15 protein-coding genes are annotated in these 14,722 nt (G+C 72.7%); 4 read left to right on the forward strand and 11 right to left on the reverse strand.

Annotation, left to right across the window (positions count from 1 at the left end; translation table 11 throughout):
* Positions 1-3: 3 nt before the first annotated feature.
* Positions 4-810: a glycosyltransferase family 2 protein gene (locus tag ACZ64A_RS30310; RefSeq protein ID WP_469814909.1), complete on the forward strand. Its 807-nt coding sequence runs from the start codon at positions 4-6 to the stop codon at positions 808-810.
* Here ACZ64A_RS30310 and ACZ64A_RS30315 read toward each other — a convergent pair.
* Entirely contained in the window at positions 798-2,756 is a 1,959-nt protein-coding gene (locus ACZ64A_RS30315) for an NAD-binding protein (protein WP_469815131.1), read from the reverse strand. The two genes, ACZ64A_RS30310 and ACZ64A_RS30315, sit on opposite strands and share 13 nt — an antisense overlap.
* A 107-nt stretch (positions 2,757-2,863) precedes the next feature.
* Positions 2,864-4,690, reverse strand: coding sequence for a S9 family peptidase (locus tag ACZ64A_RS30320; protein ID WP_469814910.1), 1,827 nt, complete (start codon positions 4,688-4,690; stop codon positions 2,864-2,866).
* 238 nt (positions 4,691-4,928) lie between these two features.
* Between ACZ64A_RS30320 and ACZ64A_RS30325 the strand changes: the two genes are divergently transcribed.
* Complete coding sequence (locus ACZ64A_RS30325; RefSeq protein WP_469814911.1) at positions 4,929-5,804, forward strand: SURF1 family protein; 876 nt, start codon at positions 4,929-4,931, stop codon at positions 5,802-5,804.
* On the opposite strand, the gene ACZ64A_RS30330 is transcribed toward ACZ64A_RS30325, so the two are convergent.
* The 6 genes from ACZ64A_RS30330 to ACZ64A_RS30355 all read right to left on the reverse strand — a co-directional run bounded on the left by ACZ64A_RS30330 (position 5,774) and on the right by ACZ64A_RS30355 (position 11,510).
* Entirely contained in the window at positions 5,774-6,844 is a 1,071-nt protein-coding gene (locus tag ACZ64A_RS30330) for a hypothetical protein (protein WP_469814912.1), read from the reverse strand. The two genes, ACZ64A_RS30325 and ACZ64A_RS30330, sit on opposite strands and share 31 nt — an antisense overlap.
* Before the next feature lie 113 nt (positions 6,845-6,957).
* Complete coding sequence (locus ACZ64A_RS30335) at positions 6,958-7,560, reverse strand: SigE family RNA polymerase sigma factor (RefSeq protein ID WP_469814913.1); 603 nt, start codon at positions 7,558-7,560, stop codon at positions 6,958-6,960.
* 451 nt (positions 7,561-8,011) lie between these two features.
* Positions 8,012-9,064, reverse strand: a complete 1,053-nt coding sequence (locus ACZ64A_RS30340) for an aspartate-semialdehyde dehydrogenase (RefSeq protein WP_469814914.1) — start codon at positions 9,062-9,064, stop codon at positions 8,012-8,014.
* Positions 9,065-9,092: 28 nt separating this feature from the next.
* Complete coding sequence (locus ACZ64A_RS30345) at positions 9,093-10,364, reverse strand: aspartate kinase (protein WP_361634095.1); 1,272 nt, start codon at positions 10,362-10,364, stop codon at positions 9,093-9,095.
* A gap of 194 nt (positions 10,365-10,558) precedes the next feature.
* Positions 10,559-10,738 carry a DUF397 domain-containing protein gene (locus ACZ64A_RS30350; protein ID WP_469814915.1) on the reverse strand — a complete coding sequence of 60 codons (180 nt, stop codon included), beginning with the start codon at positions 10,736-10,738 and terminating at the stop codon, positions 10,559-10,561.
* On the reverse strand, positions 10,731-11,510 hold the full coding sequence (locus ACZ64A_RS30355) for a helix-turn-helix domain-containing protein (protein WP_469815133.1): 780 nt from the start codon (positions 11,508-11,510) through the stop codon (positions 10,731-10,733). The genes ACZ64A_RS30350 and ACZ64A_RS30355 overlap by 8 nt, the downstream gene beginning before the upstream one ends.
* A gap of 96 nt (positions 11,511-11,606) precedes the next feature.
* On the opposite strand from ACZ64A_RS30355, the gene ACZ64A_RS30360 reads away from it, so the two are divergent.
* A complete protein-coding gene (locus tag ACZ64A_RS30360; protein ID WP_469814916.1) occupies positions 11,607-12,053 on the forward strand; it encodes a hypothetical protein in 447 nt (148 codons plus the stop codon).
* Here the strand turns inward: ACZ64A_RS30360 and ACZ64A_RS30365 are convergent.
* The 3 genes from ACZ64A_RS30365 to ACZ64A_RS30375 form a co-directional block, all read right to left on the reverse strand.
* Positions 12,004-12,666 (reverse strand): DUF5063 domain-containing protein, encoded by a 663-nt coding sequence (locus ACZ64A_RS30365; RefSeq protein WP_469814917.1) that lies wholly within the window; start codon positions 12,664-12,666, stop codon positions 12,004-12,006. The genes ACZ64A_RS30360 and ACZ64A_RS30365 overlap by 50 nt on opposite strands.
* Positions 12,659-13,258, reverse strand: a complete 600-nt coding sequence (gene recR / locus ACZ64A_RS30370) for a recombination mediator RecR (protein WP_469814919.1) — start codon at positions 13,256-13,258, stop codon at positions 12,659-12,661. Before recR ends, ACZ64A_RS30365 begins: the two co-directional genes overlap by 8 nt.
* Positions 13,259-13,333: 75 nt before the next feature.
* Positions 13,334-13,678, reverse strand: coding sequence for a YbaB/EbfC family nucleoid-associated protein (locus ACZ64A_RS30375; protein ID WP_469814920.1), 345 nt, complete (start codon positions 13,676-13,678; stop codon positions 13,334-13,336).
* 279 nt (positions 13,679-13,957) lie between these two features.
* On the opposite strand from ACZ64A_RS30375, the gene ACZ64A_RS30380 reads away from it, so the two are divergent.
* On the forward strand, positions 13,958-14,710 hold the full coding sequence (locus tag ACZ64A_RS30380; RefSeq protein WP_469814921.1) for an SLATT domain-containing protein: 753 nt from the start codon (positions 13,958-13,960) through the stop codon (positions 14,708-14,710).
* The last annotated feature ends 12 nt before the right edge of the window (positions 14,711-14,722 follow it).

Here is a 14,722-nt window from a genome sequence, read left to right on the forward strand (position 1 = left end):
CGGGTGAGGGCTGCCGTGCACCGGCGCGTCGTCATCGTCACCGCGGTTCACGCGCCCTCGGCGCGCTTCCTGGCCGAGGCGTACGCGTCGCTGTGTGCGCAAACGCTGCCCGACGGCTGGACGTGGCACTGGGTGATCCAGGAGGACGGCGAGAGCGACGCCGTACGGCCCCACGTCCCCGACGATCCCCGGATCACCTTCCGGCAGGGGCGGCACGGAGGCCCCGGTGTCGCCCGCACCCTCGCGCTCGCGCACGCCCACGGCGAGTACGTGAAGGTTCTCGACGCCGACGACCGGCTCGCCCCCGGCGCGCTCGCCCGCGACCTGGCCGCGCTGGAGGCCGATCCCCAGCTGGGCTGGGCCACCTCGCGCGCCCTGGACCTGCTGCCGGACGGCACGACCGTCGGCTTCCCCGGCGACCCGGCCGAGGGGCCCCTCCAGCGGGGCGCGGTGCTCGGCTTCTGGGCGGCGAACGACTACCGCGCCCAGGTCCACCCGGCCACCCTCTTCGTCCGCCGCGAGCTGCTGCTCGCCCTCGGCGGCTGGATGGCCCTGCCGGCCTCCGAGGACACGGGGCTGCTGCTCGCCCTCGACGCGGTCAGCCCGGGCTGGTTCACCCGCGAAGTCGGGCTGTACTACCGCAAGTGGGACGGCCAGGTCACCGGCCAGTCCTCTCACGTCGACCCGGTGGAGCGCCGCGCTCGCATGGCGGTCGTCGAGGAACGGGCCCGGGCGCTCGCGGGCCTGGGCTGGGACACCCGGCGGCCCGGCCGGCCCGCCGCTCCACGGGTGCCGCATCAGGTCCGCTGAGCAGCCGCCCGGCCGCGCCGCCCCAGCAGTTCCGCAAGTCCCCGCCGGGTCGCCGCCAGGATCACCCGGTCCTGCGGCCGCAGCACATACGTCTCCGGCAGGTCCCACACCAGACCCGACGGCCTCGGCTCCACCGCTTCCGGCTCGGCCGGCAGCTCGGCGGACGCGGCCGTGTCGAGGGCCAGCACCCGCCATGCACCGGCCCTGAAGGCCTCGCCGACCGTGCGGCCCTCCAGCTGCGGGTGCCCGGCCACGTCCACCGCAGCGAACAGCAGCACCCGCCGCTCCACCGGGATCGCGCCGAGGATCTGCCGGCCCAGCATCGCCGCCGCGAACGCGGGCGCGGCCAGGTGGGACACGCTGCGGCTGCGGGTGCGGGCATGCGGGTGCGCGGCGCGCAGGGTGCGGTAGACGGCGGTCGCGAAGTCGTCGTCGTACAGCCGCAGTACGGTCCGCAGGTCGGGGCGGACGGTACGGGCGTACAGCACCGCTTCCAGGTTCGTGGTGTCGGAGCTGGTCACCGCCAGCAGCGCCGACGCCCGGTGGATCTTGGCGGCCTCCAGGACGCCCTCCTGCGTCACGTCCCCGAGCACCACCGGCACCCGCAGCCGCCGCGCCGTCGCCAGCCCCCGCGCCTCCGGCCCGGCCTCGACACACACCACCGGCACGTCCAGCTCGCGCAGCCGGGTCAGCACCCGGGTGCCGATCTTGCCGAGGCCGAGCAGCACCACATGCCCGCCCATGCCGCGCGGCGGCTTGCGCAGGGCGGACGCGCTGCGGAAGGTGCCGAGCCCCTCCAGCACCGCGGCCAGCAGCACCGGCAGCAGCAGCAACCCGACCAGCCCCGACAGGAGTTGGAGGACCTGCCGGCCGGTGGACGCGCCGACCGCCGGGTCGTTGATGGCGAACAGGTCCAGCAGCGTCAGATACAGCGCCCCGAGCGGATGCACCCCCGTCACCAGCCACAGGGCGACCGCGAGAGCGAGCACACAGCCCACCAGCCCGGCCAGCGACCACCGCAGCCGCCGCGAGAACAACGACCCCAGCGGCGGTACGACGGCCCCGATCCCGCGCCGCGCCCCGGCCGGCGCCGACGTGCCGTCACCGGCGTACGCCACCTGCTCCAGCACCACCCGGCCGCACCGCCCGGCGGCCTCACGCACCGCCGCCGTGTCGGGCAGCAGCTCGGGCCCCCGCTCGTCGGCGCCCACCGCACCCACCGCGCCCGCCGGGCCGTCGCCGGGCGGCGACAGCAGCGCCAGCGTCGCCAGGCCGGGGGCGGACTGCGATCCGCGCTCCGGCGGCTGTTCGACCGCCCGCAGCATCAGCCCCTCGGTCTGTACGACCTTGGTGGTGCCGGCGACGGCGGCCGCGGCCAGCGCGGGCGCGGCCGTGTCGGCGTCGGAGAGCACGGTCGTCGACGCGTCACCGGTGTCCTCACCGGTCGCCAACGCGGCCGCCTGGTCGAGGAGTTCCTCGATGTGCTGCCCCAACCGCCGGTTGTACAGGCGCAGGACGAGCCTGAGGCGGGGGTTGAGCCGGCGGGCGGTGAGGGCGGCGCGGATGTTGGTCTCGTCGTCGTCGTAGACGAGCGCCAGCGCGGCGGCACGCTCCACGCCCGCGTCGGCGAGCACCGCCTCGGTCGGCTCGACGGCCTCCACGAGCCGCTCCTGCCGGCCGGCCGCGTCCCCACCGCCGCTGCCGCCACCGGTGCTGCCGCCGCCGTTGCCGCCGCCGCCGTTCGGGCCGCCTGCGGCGCCGAGGCTGACGGCGGCGCCGACCACCCGGTCCAGCAGCGCCGCCGACACCGCCCGCGCCCGGCCGACCACCGGCGGCCGGACGGTGCGCTGCGTGGACGGCACGACGAGCGTGACCTGCTCGCCGTACACACCGCGCAGCTCGGCGGCCAGCCGGTGCGCGAGCGCGTCGTCCCCGCACACCACCATGTGCGCGGCGGCGTCGGCCGGTGCGCCCTGACTCGGAACCGTTCCCACGAGGGGACAGACTGCCCCACCCGGCGGCTGGTTCCACCGGGGCACCGGACGGGTGACGGCTACCGCTGCGGCAGATACCGCTCGGCGAAGTCCAGCTCCAGCCGCACCTGCTTGATCCGCTCGTCCACGACCAGCGAACCGTGTCCGGCGTCGTAGCGGTACACCTCGTGGACGGCCCCGCGGGCCTGCAGCCGCTTGACGTAGTTCTCGATCTGGCGGATCGGGCAGCGCGGGTCGTTCACCCCGGCCGAGATGTAGACGGGCGCCTTGACCTGGTCGACGTAGGTGATCGGCGAGGACGCCTCGAAGCGCTCCGGGACCTCCTCGGGGGTGCCGCCGAGCAGGGTGCGGTCCATCGCCTTCAGTGCCTCCATCTCGTCGTGGTAGGCGGTGACGTAGTCCGCGACCGGGACCGCGGCGATGCCCAGCGTCCACAGGTCGGGCTGGGTGCCGAGCCCCAGCAGGGTCAGGTAGCCGCCCCAGGAGCCGCCGGTGAGGACCAGCCGCTCGGGGTCCGCCAGGCCCGACTCGACGGCCCAGGCGCGCACCGCGGCGATGTCCTCCAGCTCGATCAGGCCGACCCGGTGCTTGAGGGCGTCCGTCCACGCCCGGCCGTAGCCGGTGGAGCCGCGGTAGTTGACCCGCACGACCGCGTACCCGTGGTCCACCCAGGCGGCCGGGCCTGCGGCGAAGGAGTCGCTGTCGTGCCAGGTGGGGCCGCCGTGGATGTCGAAGACGGTGGGCAGCGGGCCGCCGGCTCCGGCCGGCTTCTGCACCAGTGCGTGGATACGGCCGCCGGGCCCCTCCACCCACACGTCCTCCACCGGCACCGAGCCGGGCGACTTCAGGCCGGGCGGGTCCAGGACCACAGCGCCGGCGGTCGAGCGCACCGCGGACGGCTCGGCGGAGGACGACCACAGGTACTCCACCGTGCCGTCCGGGCGGGCGGTCGCCCCCGACACCGTGCCCGGCGGGGTCGGGATCCTCGTCAGCTCGCGCGCCGCGAGGTCGTAGCGGAACAGCTCGCTGCGCGCCTCGAAGCTGTGCGCGATGAGCAGGGCGCTGCCGTCCGGGTACCACTCGGCGCTCACGTCACCGGGCAGCTCCAGCGCCAGGTCGCTCTCCTCACCGGTCGCCACGTCCCAGACGAGCGGTTCCCAGCGGCCGCGGCGCTGGTGCCCGATGAGCAGCCGGGTGTCGCCGTCCACCGGGGCGAAGCCCAGGACCTCCAGGCCCAGCTCGACCGTGCCGCCCTTGGTGTCGTCCAGCTCCGCGACGGTCGTGCCGTCGGGGCGGACCACGCGCAGCGCGGAGTGCATGGCGTCGCCGTGCTCGGTGTGCTCCAGGGCGATCAGCGTGCCGTCGTGCGAGAGGTCGCCGACGCCGGCGGACTCGCGGTGCCGGTAGATCTCCACCGGCTCCCGGCCCTCGCGCGCCAGATGGATCGTCGTACCGTCCTCGTCGGTGGAGCGGCCCACCACCGCCGTGCGCCCGTCTCTGCCGAGGGCGAGGCCCGCCGGGTAGGACGGGTCGAGGCCCGGGGCGCCCGGTTCGTCCTCGCCGCCGGTGAAGGGCTGGCGGCGCCAGACACCGAACTCGTCGCCGTCCTTGTCGTCGAACCACCAGATCCAGCGGCCGTCGGGCGAGAGCACGCCGTCCGTGGTGCCGTTGGGCCGGTCGGTCACCTGACGCTGCTCGCCGCTCGCCCGGTCCCAGGCGTACAGCTCGTACGTCCCGGTCGCGTTCGACACGAACAGCGACCGGTCCGGGGCGTCCTCCGCCCAGTCGGGCAGGGACACGCGGGGCGCCCGGAAGCGCTTCTCCCAGTCCGGCATTTCCTGGCTCTGCTGCCGCCCCTGCGAGACGGGCCCGTTGCTCTCAGTCATGGGCCCATAGTGCCTGGTCCTCCGCCGGTTTGGCCGCGTCCGTCCTGACCCTGTGGATAACTTGCCGGGGTTTCCCGGGCCGGGTGCCCGCCGGTGTGAGACGCCGGGCGCCCGCACCCGCCTCAAGGGGCGCGGGGAACTGCGCGACCAGCCACGACGGGCCCGCACCCGTGAACGGCCCTCCGCCCCACCGCCCCCCGCGCCAAGCACAGCGCAGCGTCCCCGTACCTTTGGTGGTGTGTACCGGTTTCTGCTGACGCCCCGCTGGTGGGGGATCAACGTCTTCGTGCTGTTGGCCATCCCCTTCTGCATCTTCATGGGCTCCTGGCAGCTGAGCCGCTTCGAGAGCCGGGTCGACGAGCACCGCGACGCCAAGGCCACCGCCACCGCCGCGCAGACCGAGGCCCCGCGCCCGCTCGCCGAGCTGCTGCCCGTCGACAAGGCGACCTCGGGCCGGCAGGCCACCGCCACCGGCCACTACGACCGTCAGCTGCTCGTACCCGACCGGGAGCTGGACGGCCGCCAGGGCTTCTACGTCCTGACCCTGCTGCGCGTCGACGGCGGCAAGGCCCTGCCCGTCGTCCGGGGCTGGCTGCCCGGCACCGCCGACCCGGCCAAGGCCCCGGCCCCGCCGGCCGGACGGGTCACCGTCACCGGCGCGCTCCAGGCTCCGGAGACGCCCGGCGACAACGGCGTCAGCGCCAGGGGCGGCCTCCCGGCCGGGCAGACCGCCGCGATCAGCTCGGCGACCCTCGTCAACCTGGTGCCGTACGACGTCTACCCGGCGTGGGTCACCCTCGACAAGGGCGACGCCGGGATGAAGGCGGTGCCCGCGAGCGCGCCGTCGGACACCGGCCTGGACCTCAAGGCGTTCCAGAACCTCGGTTACACCGGTGAGTGGTTCGTCTTCGCCGGCTTCGTCGTCTTCATGTGGTTCCGGCTGCTGCGCCGGGAGGTGGAGTTCCAGAAGGACGCCCGCCTGGGCCTGCTGCCCGAGACCGAAGCCGAAGTCGGACCCGAAGCCGAACGCGAAACCGAGGCCGCCTCAGCCGACGCCCCCGGCGCCGGCGCCGGCGGGTCGGGTCACGACTCCGCCAGCAGCCCCGTCCGGTAGACCGTCCCCGCGCACGCGCCGGTCACCGTCACCGATGCCGACGGCGAGCCGGCCTGCGCGGTGTGCGTGATGACCACGCTGCCGTCGGCCGTGCCGTCCTCGGTGACCAGCTGGGTGGTGGTGCCGGTGTCCCCGCCGGTGGACGTGCCCGTGTCCGTGGCCGCGTCCTGGCTGGGCGAGGGGTTCGGCGACGGGTTGCCGGAGCCGCCGTCCCCGGCACCCCCTGTCGTGCCGCCGCCGGTGCTGCCGGAGCCGCCCGTGGGGCAGGTCGAGGAGGGCACCCAGGCGAACTTCACGTCGTAGGCCGAGCCGGGCGCGAGGACCAGCCGCGGCACGTACAGCGACGGGTCGGACAGCGCGGCCGCGGCGTCGCCCGCGGTGTGCTCCACGACCGAGATCTTCGCGGCGTCGGCCGCGCCCTGCGCCGTGAAGCCGACCGTGCCGGAGCCGGCGACGGCGCACTTGGCGTCGGAGACGTTCGTGACGCGGAAGGTGCCGTAGACGATGCCGGCGGAGTCGGGCGCCTCGGCCGTGGCGGTGGCGCCGCCGAGCTGCCCGGCGGTGCACTCGGGGACGCTCGCCGGGCTGGACGCGGACGGCCCGGTGCCGGCCGAGGCGGAGGCGCTGCCCGCGCCGGCCTTGCCCTTCTCCGGGTCCTTCTTCCCCTGCTCGGCCTTGTCGTGGGCGGGGCCCGTGGACCCGGTGCCGGAGGTCTGCCCTCCGCTCGGGTCCTTGCCCTGCCCGGTGCCGCCCTGGGCCTGGGAGCTGTTGCCGGCGATGGAGGGGTCGGCGTCGGTGCCGGTGGCCTGCGAGACGTGCACCAGGGCGGGGATGGCGGTGCCCACGAACAGGGCCGCCGCCGCCATGCCCACGGCGGCCTGCCGCTTACGGGCGCGGCGGGCCGGGACCGCGCGGCGCAGGTGGTCCAGGCCGCCCTCGCGCGGTTCGATCTCCTCGACCGCCTGGTGCAGCATCCGGCGCAGGGCCAGCTCGTCCGAGTCGAGCCCTTCGGGGCTCTGGTCGTCGGGGCCGTGGTTCACAGTTCCGTTCCCAGCGTGCGTTGGCTTCGGCTGTTGCTCGCGTGGCGAACCCGGGTCCTGCCGGGCGTCCGGCTCATGACGTTCGTGGTGGTCGCCGCCCTCGGCGCGCGCGGTCATGTCCGCGCCCCCATGGCCCCGCGCAGGGCCGCGATGCCACGCGAGCCGTACGCCTTGACCGAGCCCAGCGAGATGCCGAGCGTCTCGGCCACCTGGGCCTCGGTCATGTCCGCGAAGTAGCGCAGGACGAGCACCTCGCGCTGGCGGCGCTGCAGGCCCTTCATCGCCTGGATGAGGGAGTCCCGCTCCAGCTGGTCGTACGCCCCCTCCTCGGCGCTGGCCATGTCCGGCATCGGCTTGGACAGCAGCTTCAGGCCGAGTATGCGGCGGCGCAGCGCGGACCGGGACAGGTTGACCACGGTCTGGCGCAGATAGGCGAGGGTCTTCTCCGGGTCGCGGACGCGCTTGCGGGCGGAGTGGACGCGGATGAACGCCTCCTGGACGACGTCCTCGCAGGAGGCCGTGTCGTCGAGGAGGAGAGCGGCGAGGCCCAGCAGGGAGCGGTAGTGCGCCCGGTAGGTCTCGGTGAGGTGGTCGACGGTCGTACCGGCCGCCACCGCCTCGCTCTGGTCGGCGCCGTCACGCTGACCGGGAAGGCGGGCGGGCCGCGCTGCGGGCATGGGCGCGATCACCGGCATGCCACCGGACAGGCCGGCCATGCGCGGTCGAAGGGCCGGCGGACGGGGCCGAAGGGCCGTGCCGCGCGCTGCCGCGGGAAAGTCGAGTACCTCTGCCACGCCAGTTGGACCCGTTTCCCCCCGGGAGGGTTGTACGCGCCCGGCGTCACTTTTGCGCCGCCCGACACTGAGTCGTGTGCCGTCATGAGCCCCGCTCTTCCCCTGTGTCCGTTTGCGACCGGGCGTCCCCGCGCCCGGTCCGGGCCTCGCCAGGCCCTGACCGACGCGCCTCCCGCAGCCCGGAAAAGGGCGATCGCAAAGACGCTCCCCGCCGTCCGCGCGGTTGCGGAGGCGGGGAGAAAAATCTTCGAACGTCAGGTGGCACGATTCAAGTGGCCTGGACCATCGTCCTGATCACATGATTTCCACAGATCCTACAAAGGACGGGTGACAGAGCGACCGGTTTTCCCTCCAGGGGAACGAGGGCCACGGCTCAGCCGGGCTCCGCGGCCACCAGTTCCGCGAGCTGCGCGGCGTTCAGCGCGGCGCCCTTGCGCAGGTTGTCGCCGCAGACGAAGAGTTCCAGCGCCGTCGGGTCGTCCAGCGAGCGGCGGACCCGGCCGACCCAGGTCGGGTCGGTGCCCACCGCGTCGGCCGGCGTCGGGAACTCGCCCGCGGCCGGGTTGTCGACCAGGACCACGCCGGGCGCGGTCGCGAGGATCTCCCGGGCGCGCCCGACGGTGACCTCGTCCTGGAAGCGGGCGTGGACGGTGAGGGAGTGCGTGGTGACGACCGGGACGCGCACGCAGGTCACGGCCACCGGCAGGGACGGCAGACCGAGGACCTTGCGGGACTCGTCCCGTACCTTCATCTCCTCCGAGGACCAGCCGTCCTCGGCCGGCATCCCGGCCCACGGGACGACGTTCAGCGCGACGGGCTCCGGGAACGGCCCGGTGTCGTCGCCGACGGCCCGCCGTACGTCGCCGGGGTTCGTGCCCAGCTCCGTGCCGGCGACCAGGGACAGCTGGCGCCGCAGCGTCTCCACGCCGGCCCGCCCCGCACCGCTCACGGCCTGGTACGACGACACCACCAGTTCGCGCAGCCCGAACTCGGCGTGCAGCGCTCCCAGGGCGACGATCATCGACAGGGTGGTGCAGTTGGGGTTGGCGACGATCCCGCGCGGCCGCAGCCGTACGGCGTGCGGGTTGACCTCGGGCACGACGAGCGGGACGTCGTCCTGGAGCCGGAACACGGCGGAGTTGTCGATCACGACGGCGCCCTTGGCCGCGGCGATCGGCACCCACTGGGCGGCGATGTCGTCGGGCACGTCGAACAGCGCGATGTCGACCCCGTCGAGGGCCTCCTCGCTCAGTGCGAGCACCTCGGTCTCCGCACCGCGCACGGCCAGCTTGCGGCCGGCCGAGCGCGGAGAGGCGATCAGGCGGATCTCGCCCCAGATGTCCGCCCGCTGGGACAGGATCCGGAGCAGGACCGTGCCGACGGCCCCGGTCGCCCCCACGACCGCGAGCGTCGGACGGTCCTTCATCGGCGTACGCCTCCGCGGACGCGGGCGGTCATCGCCCGGTGCCCCCGTAGACGACGGCCTCGTCGCTGTCGGAGTCGAGACCGAAGGCGGTGTGCACCGCGCGGACGGCCTCCGGGACGTCGTCGGCGCGGGTGACGACCGAGATGCGGATCTCGGAGGTCGAGATCAGCTCGATGTTCACACCGGCGTCGGACAGCGCGGTGAAGAAGTCCGCGGTGACGCCCGGGTTGGTCTTCATACCGGCGCCGACCAGGGAGATCTTGCCGATCTGGTCGTCGTAGCGCAGCGAGTCGAAGCCGATGCCGGAGCGGTTCTTCTCCAGGGCGTCGATGGCCTTGCGGCCCTCGGTCTTCGGCAGCGTGAAGGAGATGTCCGTCAGGCCGGTGGCCGCGGCGGACACGTTCTGCACGACCATGTCGATGTTGATCTCGGCATCGGCGATCGTGCGGAAGATCGCGGCCGCCTCGCCCGGCTTGTCGGGCACGCCGACGACCGTGACCTTGGCCTCGGAGGTGTCGTGCGCGACACCGGAGATGATGGCCTGCTCCACCTGCTTGTCCCCAATCGGTTCACTGCTGACCCACGTGCCCTGAAGTCCGCTGAAGCTGGACCGGACGTGGATCGGGATGTTGTAGCGGCGGGCGTACTCCACACAGCGGTGGAGCAGCACCTTCGACCCGGACGCGGCCAGCTCGAGCATGTCCTCGAAGGAGATCCAGTCGATCTTCCGGGCCTTCTTCACCACACGCGGGTCGGCGGTGAACACGCCGTCGACGTCGGTGTAGATCTCGCACACCTCGGCGTCGAGGGCCGCCGCCAGCGCGACGGCGGTGGTGTCACTGCCGCCGCGGCCGAGGGTGGTGATGTCCTTGGTGTCCTGGCTGACGCCCTGGAAGCCGGCGACGATGGCGATGTTGCCCTCGTCCAGCGAGTCCCGGATACGGCCCGGCGTGACGTCGATGATCCGGGCTTTGTTGTGGACCGAGTCGGTGATGACACCTGCCTGGCTACCGGTGAACGACTGGGCGCTGTGGCCCAGGTTTTTGATCGCCATGGCCAGCAGGGCCATGGAGATCCGCTCTCCGGCGGTCAGCAGCATGTCGAGCTCGCGACCGGCAGGGATCGGGGATACCTGCTCGGCGAGATCGATCAGCTCGTCCGTCGTGTCGCCCATCGCGGAAACCACGGCGACCACCTGGTGGCCGTTCTTCTTGGCTTCCACGATCCGCTTGGCGACGCGCTTGATGCCCTCGGCATCGGCTACGGAGGAGCCTCCGTACTTCTGCACGACAAGGCCCACGTGCGCTCCTCGCTCCGTTTGTGATCTTTCCGCGGATACGCCGGTGTACCGCGGTCGGTTCAGTCTATCGAGCGCCCGTTTTCACCCCTCGTGATACCGCATCGTGAGATGTACGGGCCGCTCGCGTCCGACAGGCTCATGCCCAGGGGGGCGGAGGGCACGCGGAATGTGGGTCGGGTCACATGCTGAGACGGTCAGCCGGCGAGGCCCCTGAGGAACGCCGTCCAGGCGGGGGCGGGGAGCAAGATCTCCGGGCCGGCCGGATTCTTGGAGTCGCGGATGTGGATGGTGGTGGGGGTGGGGGCGACTTCGACGCAGTTGCCACCCTCGGAGTCGCTGTAGCTCGACTTGGACCACGTGAGCTGGTCAGTCATGGCGATCCACCATCCGTTCGAGGAAACGGGCCGACTCGTCAGGCCCGAGAGCCTGCGTGCGGATCATGCTAAGTCGCTCGGTGGTGCGCCTGACAACCTCCGGATCGGCCGAGAGCTCGCTGGCCAACGGCCCCTCGGTGAAGGCGAAGCGCTCGTGGTCACCGGTCTCCAGCAGCACCATCGGTCCCATGAACGCCGCCGGAATGGCCCGCTCGAACGGGAGGACCTGAAGCACGACGTTGCGCAAGCGGGACGCCTTCAGCAAGCGGCGCAGTTGCTCGGCGTCCACCTGAGAAGCCCGTAAGGCCGCCTCGTAGACCACGAAGCTCAGTCCCACGGGCGGCTTCCGCTCGGTGAGGATCGCCTGTCGCTCCATTCGGGCGGCGATCCGCTGCTCCACCGCCTCCTCGTCGAGGGTGGGGACGTGATTGTCGATGAGCAGACGCGCGTACCCCTCGGTCTGCAACAGCCCTGGAATGTACGTCGGTTCGTACGACCAGTGAGAGACCGCCTCCCTCTCCCGCTCCATGAACTCCTGCGCCCGGGGCGGAAACCTCTCCCTGCTCAAGTAGTCCTTCGCCGCGCTCAGCATCCCCTCGGCGCCGCACAACTCGTCCGCCACGTCCAGGACTCGGGGGGTCGGCATGCGTACGCCCTGTTCCATGGCCTTGATGGTGTCCGGGGAGTAGTTGGATGCGGCGGCCAACTCCTCGCGGGAGACGTTCGCTTTCATGCGCCAGCGCTTCAACTGGTTGCCGGTGAAGCGCCACATGGGGGGCTGCTGGGTCACAGGTCGCACCTCCGGCCGGTACACCGCGTCGTGTATCACCTGGGTCACTACCGACCGTAGCCACCCGGACGCCACCGTGTGACCATGACCGAGAGAATTCACCGGCACCGGCCCGCCTGGGTCCCCGCCCAAGGACACCGGCTGCGCCTGGCCGGGGTGCACTTCGACGCCGTGCGGATCGAGGGGCGCCGGGGCGAGGCCGTCGCCGAGGGGCTGATCGAGCGGGCCGACGACGACGCGGGGCCGATCGTGTGCGCGGGCGGGGGCGGGAGGCGGTGGGTGTACTTCCTGCTGGCGCCGGGGACCGTGCACCGCTACGACTGGCCGCTGGGCGTGCAGCGGTACGGCCGGCGCGCGGACCGGACCGTCACCTACATCGGCGTACCAGCGCTGGACGGCGACACATGGCCGCTGCGCTGGTACAGCGAGCCGACGCCCACCGCGCCGTTCGTCGACGCGGAGGCGCTGCTCGCGCTCACTTCCCGGGATGCATCCCCAGCGGGTCGCCGATCTCCTGGGCCATGACGCGGCCCGCCTCGATCTCCAGGGTGTCGTCGCCCAGGTCCGCCTGGTCGGTGTCCAGGCCGTTCAGCTCCTCCAGGGGCTGGTTCAGGCGGACGTGGATCAGGACGGACTGGAGGGCCCGCAGGACGGCCGAGGCGGTGGAGCCCCAGTTGGAGAAGTAGGAGAACTGCCACCACCACAGCGCCTCGGTGACACGGCCGGCGCGGTAGTGGGCCATGCCGTGGCGCAGGTCGGTGATGACGTCGGCGAGGTCGTCGGAGATACGGGCCGGGACCGGGGCGGTACGCGGCTCGTAGGGGTCGAAGACCTCGGAGTAGACGTCGATGGGGTCCAGGAGGCGGGCGAAGTTCTCACGGAGTTCGTCCACGTCCGGCTCCGGGCCCGGGTCGGGCTCGTAGCGCTCGTCGGGGACGATGTCCTCGTGGGCGCCCAGGCGGCCGCCGGCCAGCAGGAGCTGGGAGACCTCCAGGAGGAGGAAGGGGACCGCCGAGGCCGGCTCGTCGCCCTTCGCCACCTCGGTGACGGCCACCAGGAAGCTCTCGATCTGGTCCGCGATCTGGACCACGAAGTCGTCCGGGTTCGGGTCGGTCGCGTGCAGCGTGGCGTCAGACATCTAGCAGTCGTCTCCCCTCGAAGGCGCGGCCGAGAGTGACCTCGTCCGCGTATTCCAGGTCGCCACCCACCGGGAGGCCGCTGGCCAGGCGGGTGACCTTCAGGCCCATGGGCTTGATCATGCGGGCGAGGTACGTCGCCGTCGCCTCGCCTTCGAGATTGGGGTCCGTGGCCAGGATCAGCTCGGTGACCGTGCCGTCGGCCAGCCGGGCCAGCAGCTCCCTGATGCGCAGGTCGTCCGGGCCGACGCCCTCGATCGGGCTGATGGCGCCGCCGAGCACGTGGTAGCGGCCGCGGAACTCGCGGGTCCGCTCGATCGCCACGACGTCCTTCGGCTCCTCCACCACGCAGATCACCGACGGGTCGCGGCGCGGGTCACGGCAGATCCCGCACAGTTCCTCCTGCGCGACGTTGCCGCAGGTGGCGCAGAAGCGGACCTTCGCCTTCACCTCGAGCAGGGCGTGCGCCAGGCGGCGTACGTCCGTGGGTTCCGCCTGCAGGATGTGGAAGGCGATCCGCTGCGCGCTCTTGGGACCGACGCCGGGCAGCCGCCCCAGTTCGTCGATGAGGTCCTGGACCACGCCTTCGTACAACGGACTGCCGTCCTTCCTGGGTTCTCGTCACTACGTACGGTAGAGGGCCGACACCTGACTCAGAAAGACAGGTGACTAGAACGGCAGACCCGGGATGCCGCTGCCGCCGCCGAGGCCCTGCGCGAGCGGGCCGAGCTTCTGCTGCTGCAGGCTCTGCGCGTTCTCGTTGGCCGCCTGGACGGCCGCCACGATCAGGTCGGCCAGGGTCTCGGTGTCCTCCGGGTCCACGGCCTTCGGGTCGATCTTCAGGGAGCGCAGTTCACCGGATCCGGTCACGGTGGCCTTCACCAGGCCGCCACCCGCCTGGCCGTCGACCTCCGTGTTCGCCAGCTCCTCCTGGGCCCTGGCAAGGTCCTGCTGCATCTTCTGCGCCTGCTGCAGCAGCTGCTGCATGTTCGGCTGGCCACCACCGGGGATCACGTCTCAGCTCCTTGGCGTCGGTGCGTGCGTTCCGTAGCGGAATTACCGCTCGGAATGAGCCTACGTGGTCCGGGAGGGCATCGCCCCGCCACTCTTTCGAGTGAGTCGATCTCGTCTCCTATACCTGATCAAGGCCCTCTTCCGGGCGGAAAAGACGTTAAAGGTCACCCATCGCCACCCATTGGGCGGTAGGAAGGGTCCGGCGCATCAGCATCACGCGTCACTCGGTCACGCAGTGTGACCGGTCGCGGTCGGTCGGGATCAGTAGGGAGTGCCGGGGTGGGTCAGCCGGAGATGCAGCCCGAGGGTCCGCCTCAGGACGGGTGGGGCGAGGGTGCGGCCGGGCTGCGGCCGGGCGATCTGACCGGGCGGGCGTTCCCGCTCGGCGACTGGGGTGAGCCCGCGCAGCGGCTGGACGAGCTGTACCGCTGGGTGGAGCGCGGCGCGCTGGAGACGTCGGCCTGGTACCTCGCCGACCGGGTGTGGAAGCGGCGCGGGGCGCGGCTGCTGCGCACGGGCGCGGCGACGGGCGCCGTCGCCGGGGCCGCGCTGCCGCTGCTGGACCTCACCGGGGTGATCGGCGGGGTCGCGCCCTGGGGGTATCTGGCGCTGATGCTGGCGGTGGCGTGTGTGGGCGTGGACCGGTTCTTCGGGGTCACGTCCGGCTGGATAAGAGACGTGGCGACGGCGCAGGCCGTGCAGCGCCGGCTCCAGGTGCTCCAGTTCGACTGGGCCTCGGAGAGCGTGCGCGAGGTGCTGGGGCCGACGGAGGGCACGGCGAGCGAGGCGGCCGACCGGTGCCTGGGGGTGCTGCGGCGGTTCTCGGAGGACATCACGGAGCTGGTGCGCACCGAGACGGCCGACTGGATGGTGGAGTTCCGCACCGGGTCCGCGCCGCTCGGCATCCAGTCGACGGTGGCCTCTCCGGGGACGCGGCAGGACGGCACGGTGGTGCACGGCCGGTTCCCGATGCCACCGGGTGGCGGTACCCGCCCGAACATGCCGCGGCAGCGACCGCCGGAGCCTCGCTGAGGCTCGCGCAGT

Source organism: Streptomyces sp. NPDC104814, from assembly GCF_055583185.1.

Bases quoted from the DNA above. Each gene is read 5' to 3' on its own strand.
- ACZ64A_RS30335 (WP_469814913.1), bottom strand. From the start codon at position 7,560: ATGGCCGGCCTGTCCGGTGGCATGCCGGTGATCGCGCCCATGCCCGCA.
- ACZ64A_RS30355 (WP_469815133.1), bottom strand. From the start codon at position 11,510: ATGTGGCGCTTCACCGGCAACCAGTTGAAGCGCTGGCGCATGAAAGCG.
- ACZ64A_RS30340 (WP_469814914.1), bottom strand. From the start codon at position 9,064: ATGAAGGACCGTCCGACGCTCGCGGTCGTGGGGGCGACCGGGGCCGTC.
- ACZ64A_RS30350 (WP_469814915.1), bottom strand. From the start codon at position 10,738: ATGACTGACCAGCTCACGTGGTCCAAGTCGAGCTACAGCGACTCCGAG.
- ACZ64A_RS30320 (WP_469814910.1), bottom strand. From the start codon at position 4,690: ATGACTGAGAGCAACGGGCCCGTCTCGCAGGGGCGGCAGCAGAGCCAG.
- ACZ64A_RS30315 (WP_469815131.1), bottom strand. From the start codon at position 2,756: ATGGTGGTGTGCGGGGACGACGCGCTCGCGCACCGGCTGGCCGCCGAG.
- ACZ64A_RS30365 (WP_469814917.1), bottom strand. From the start codon at position 12,666: ATGTCTGACGCCACGCTGCACGCGACCGACCCGAACCCGGACGACTTC.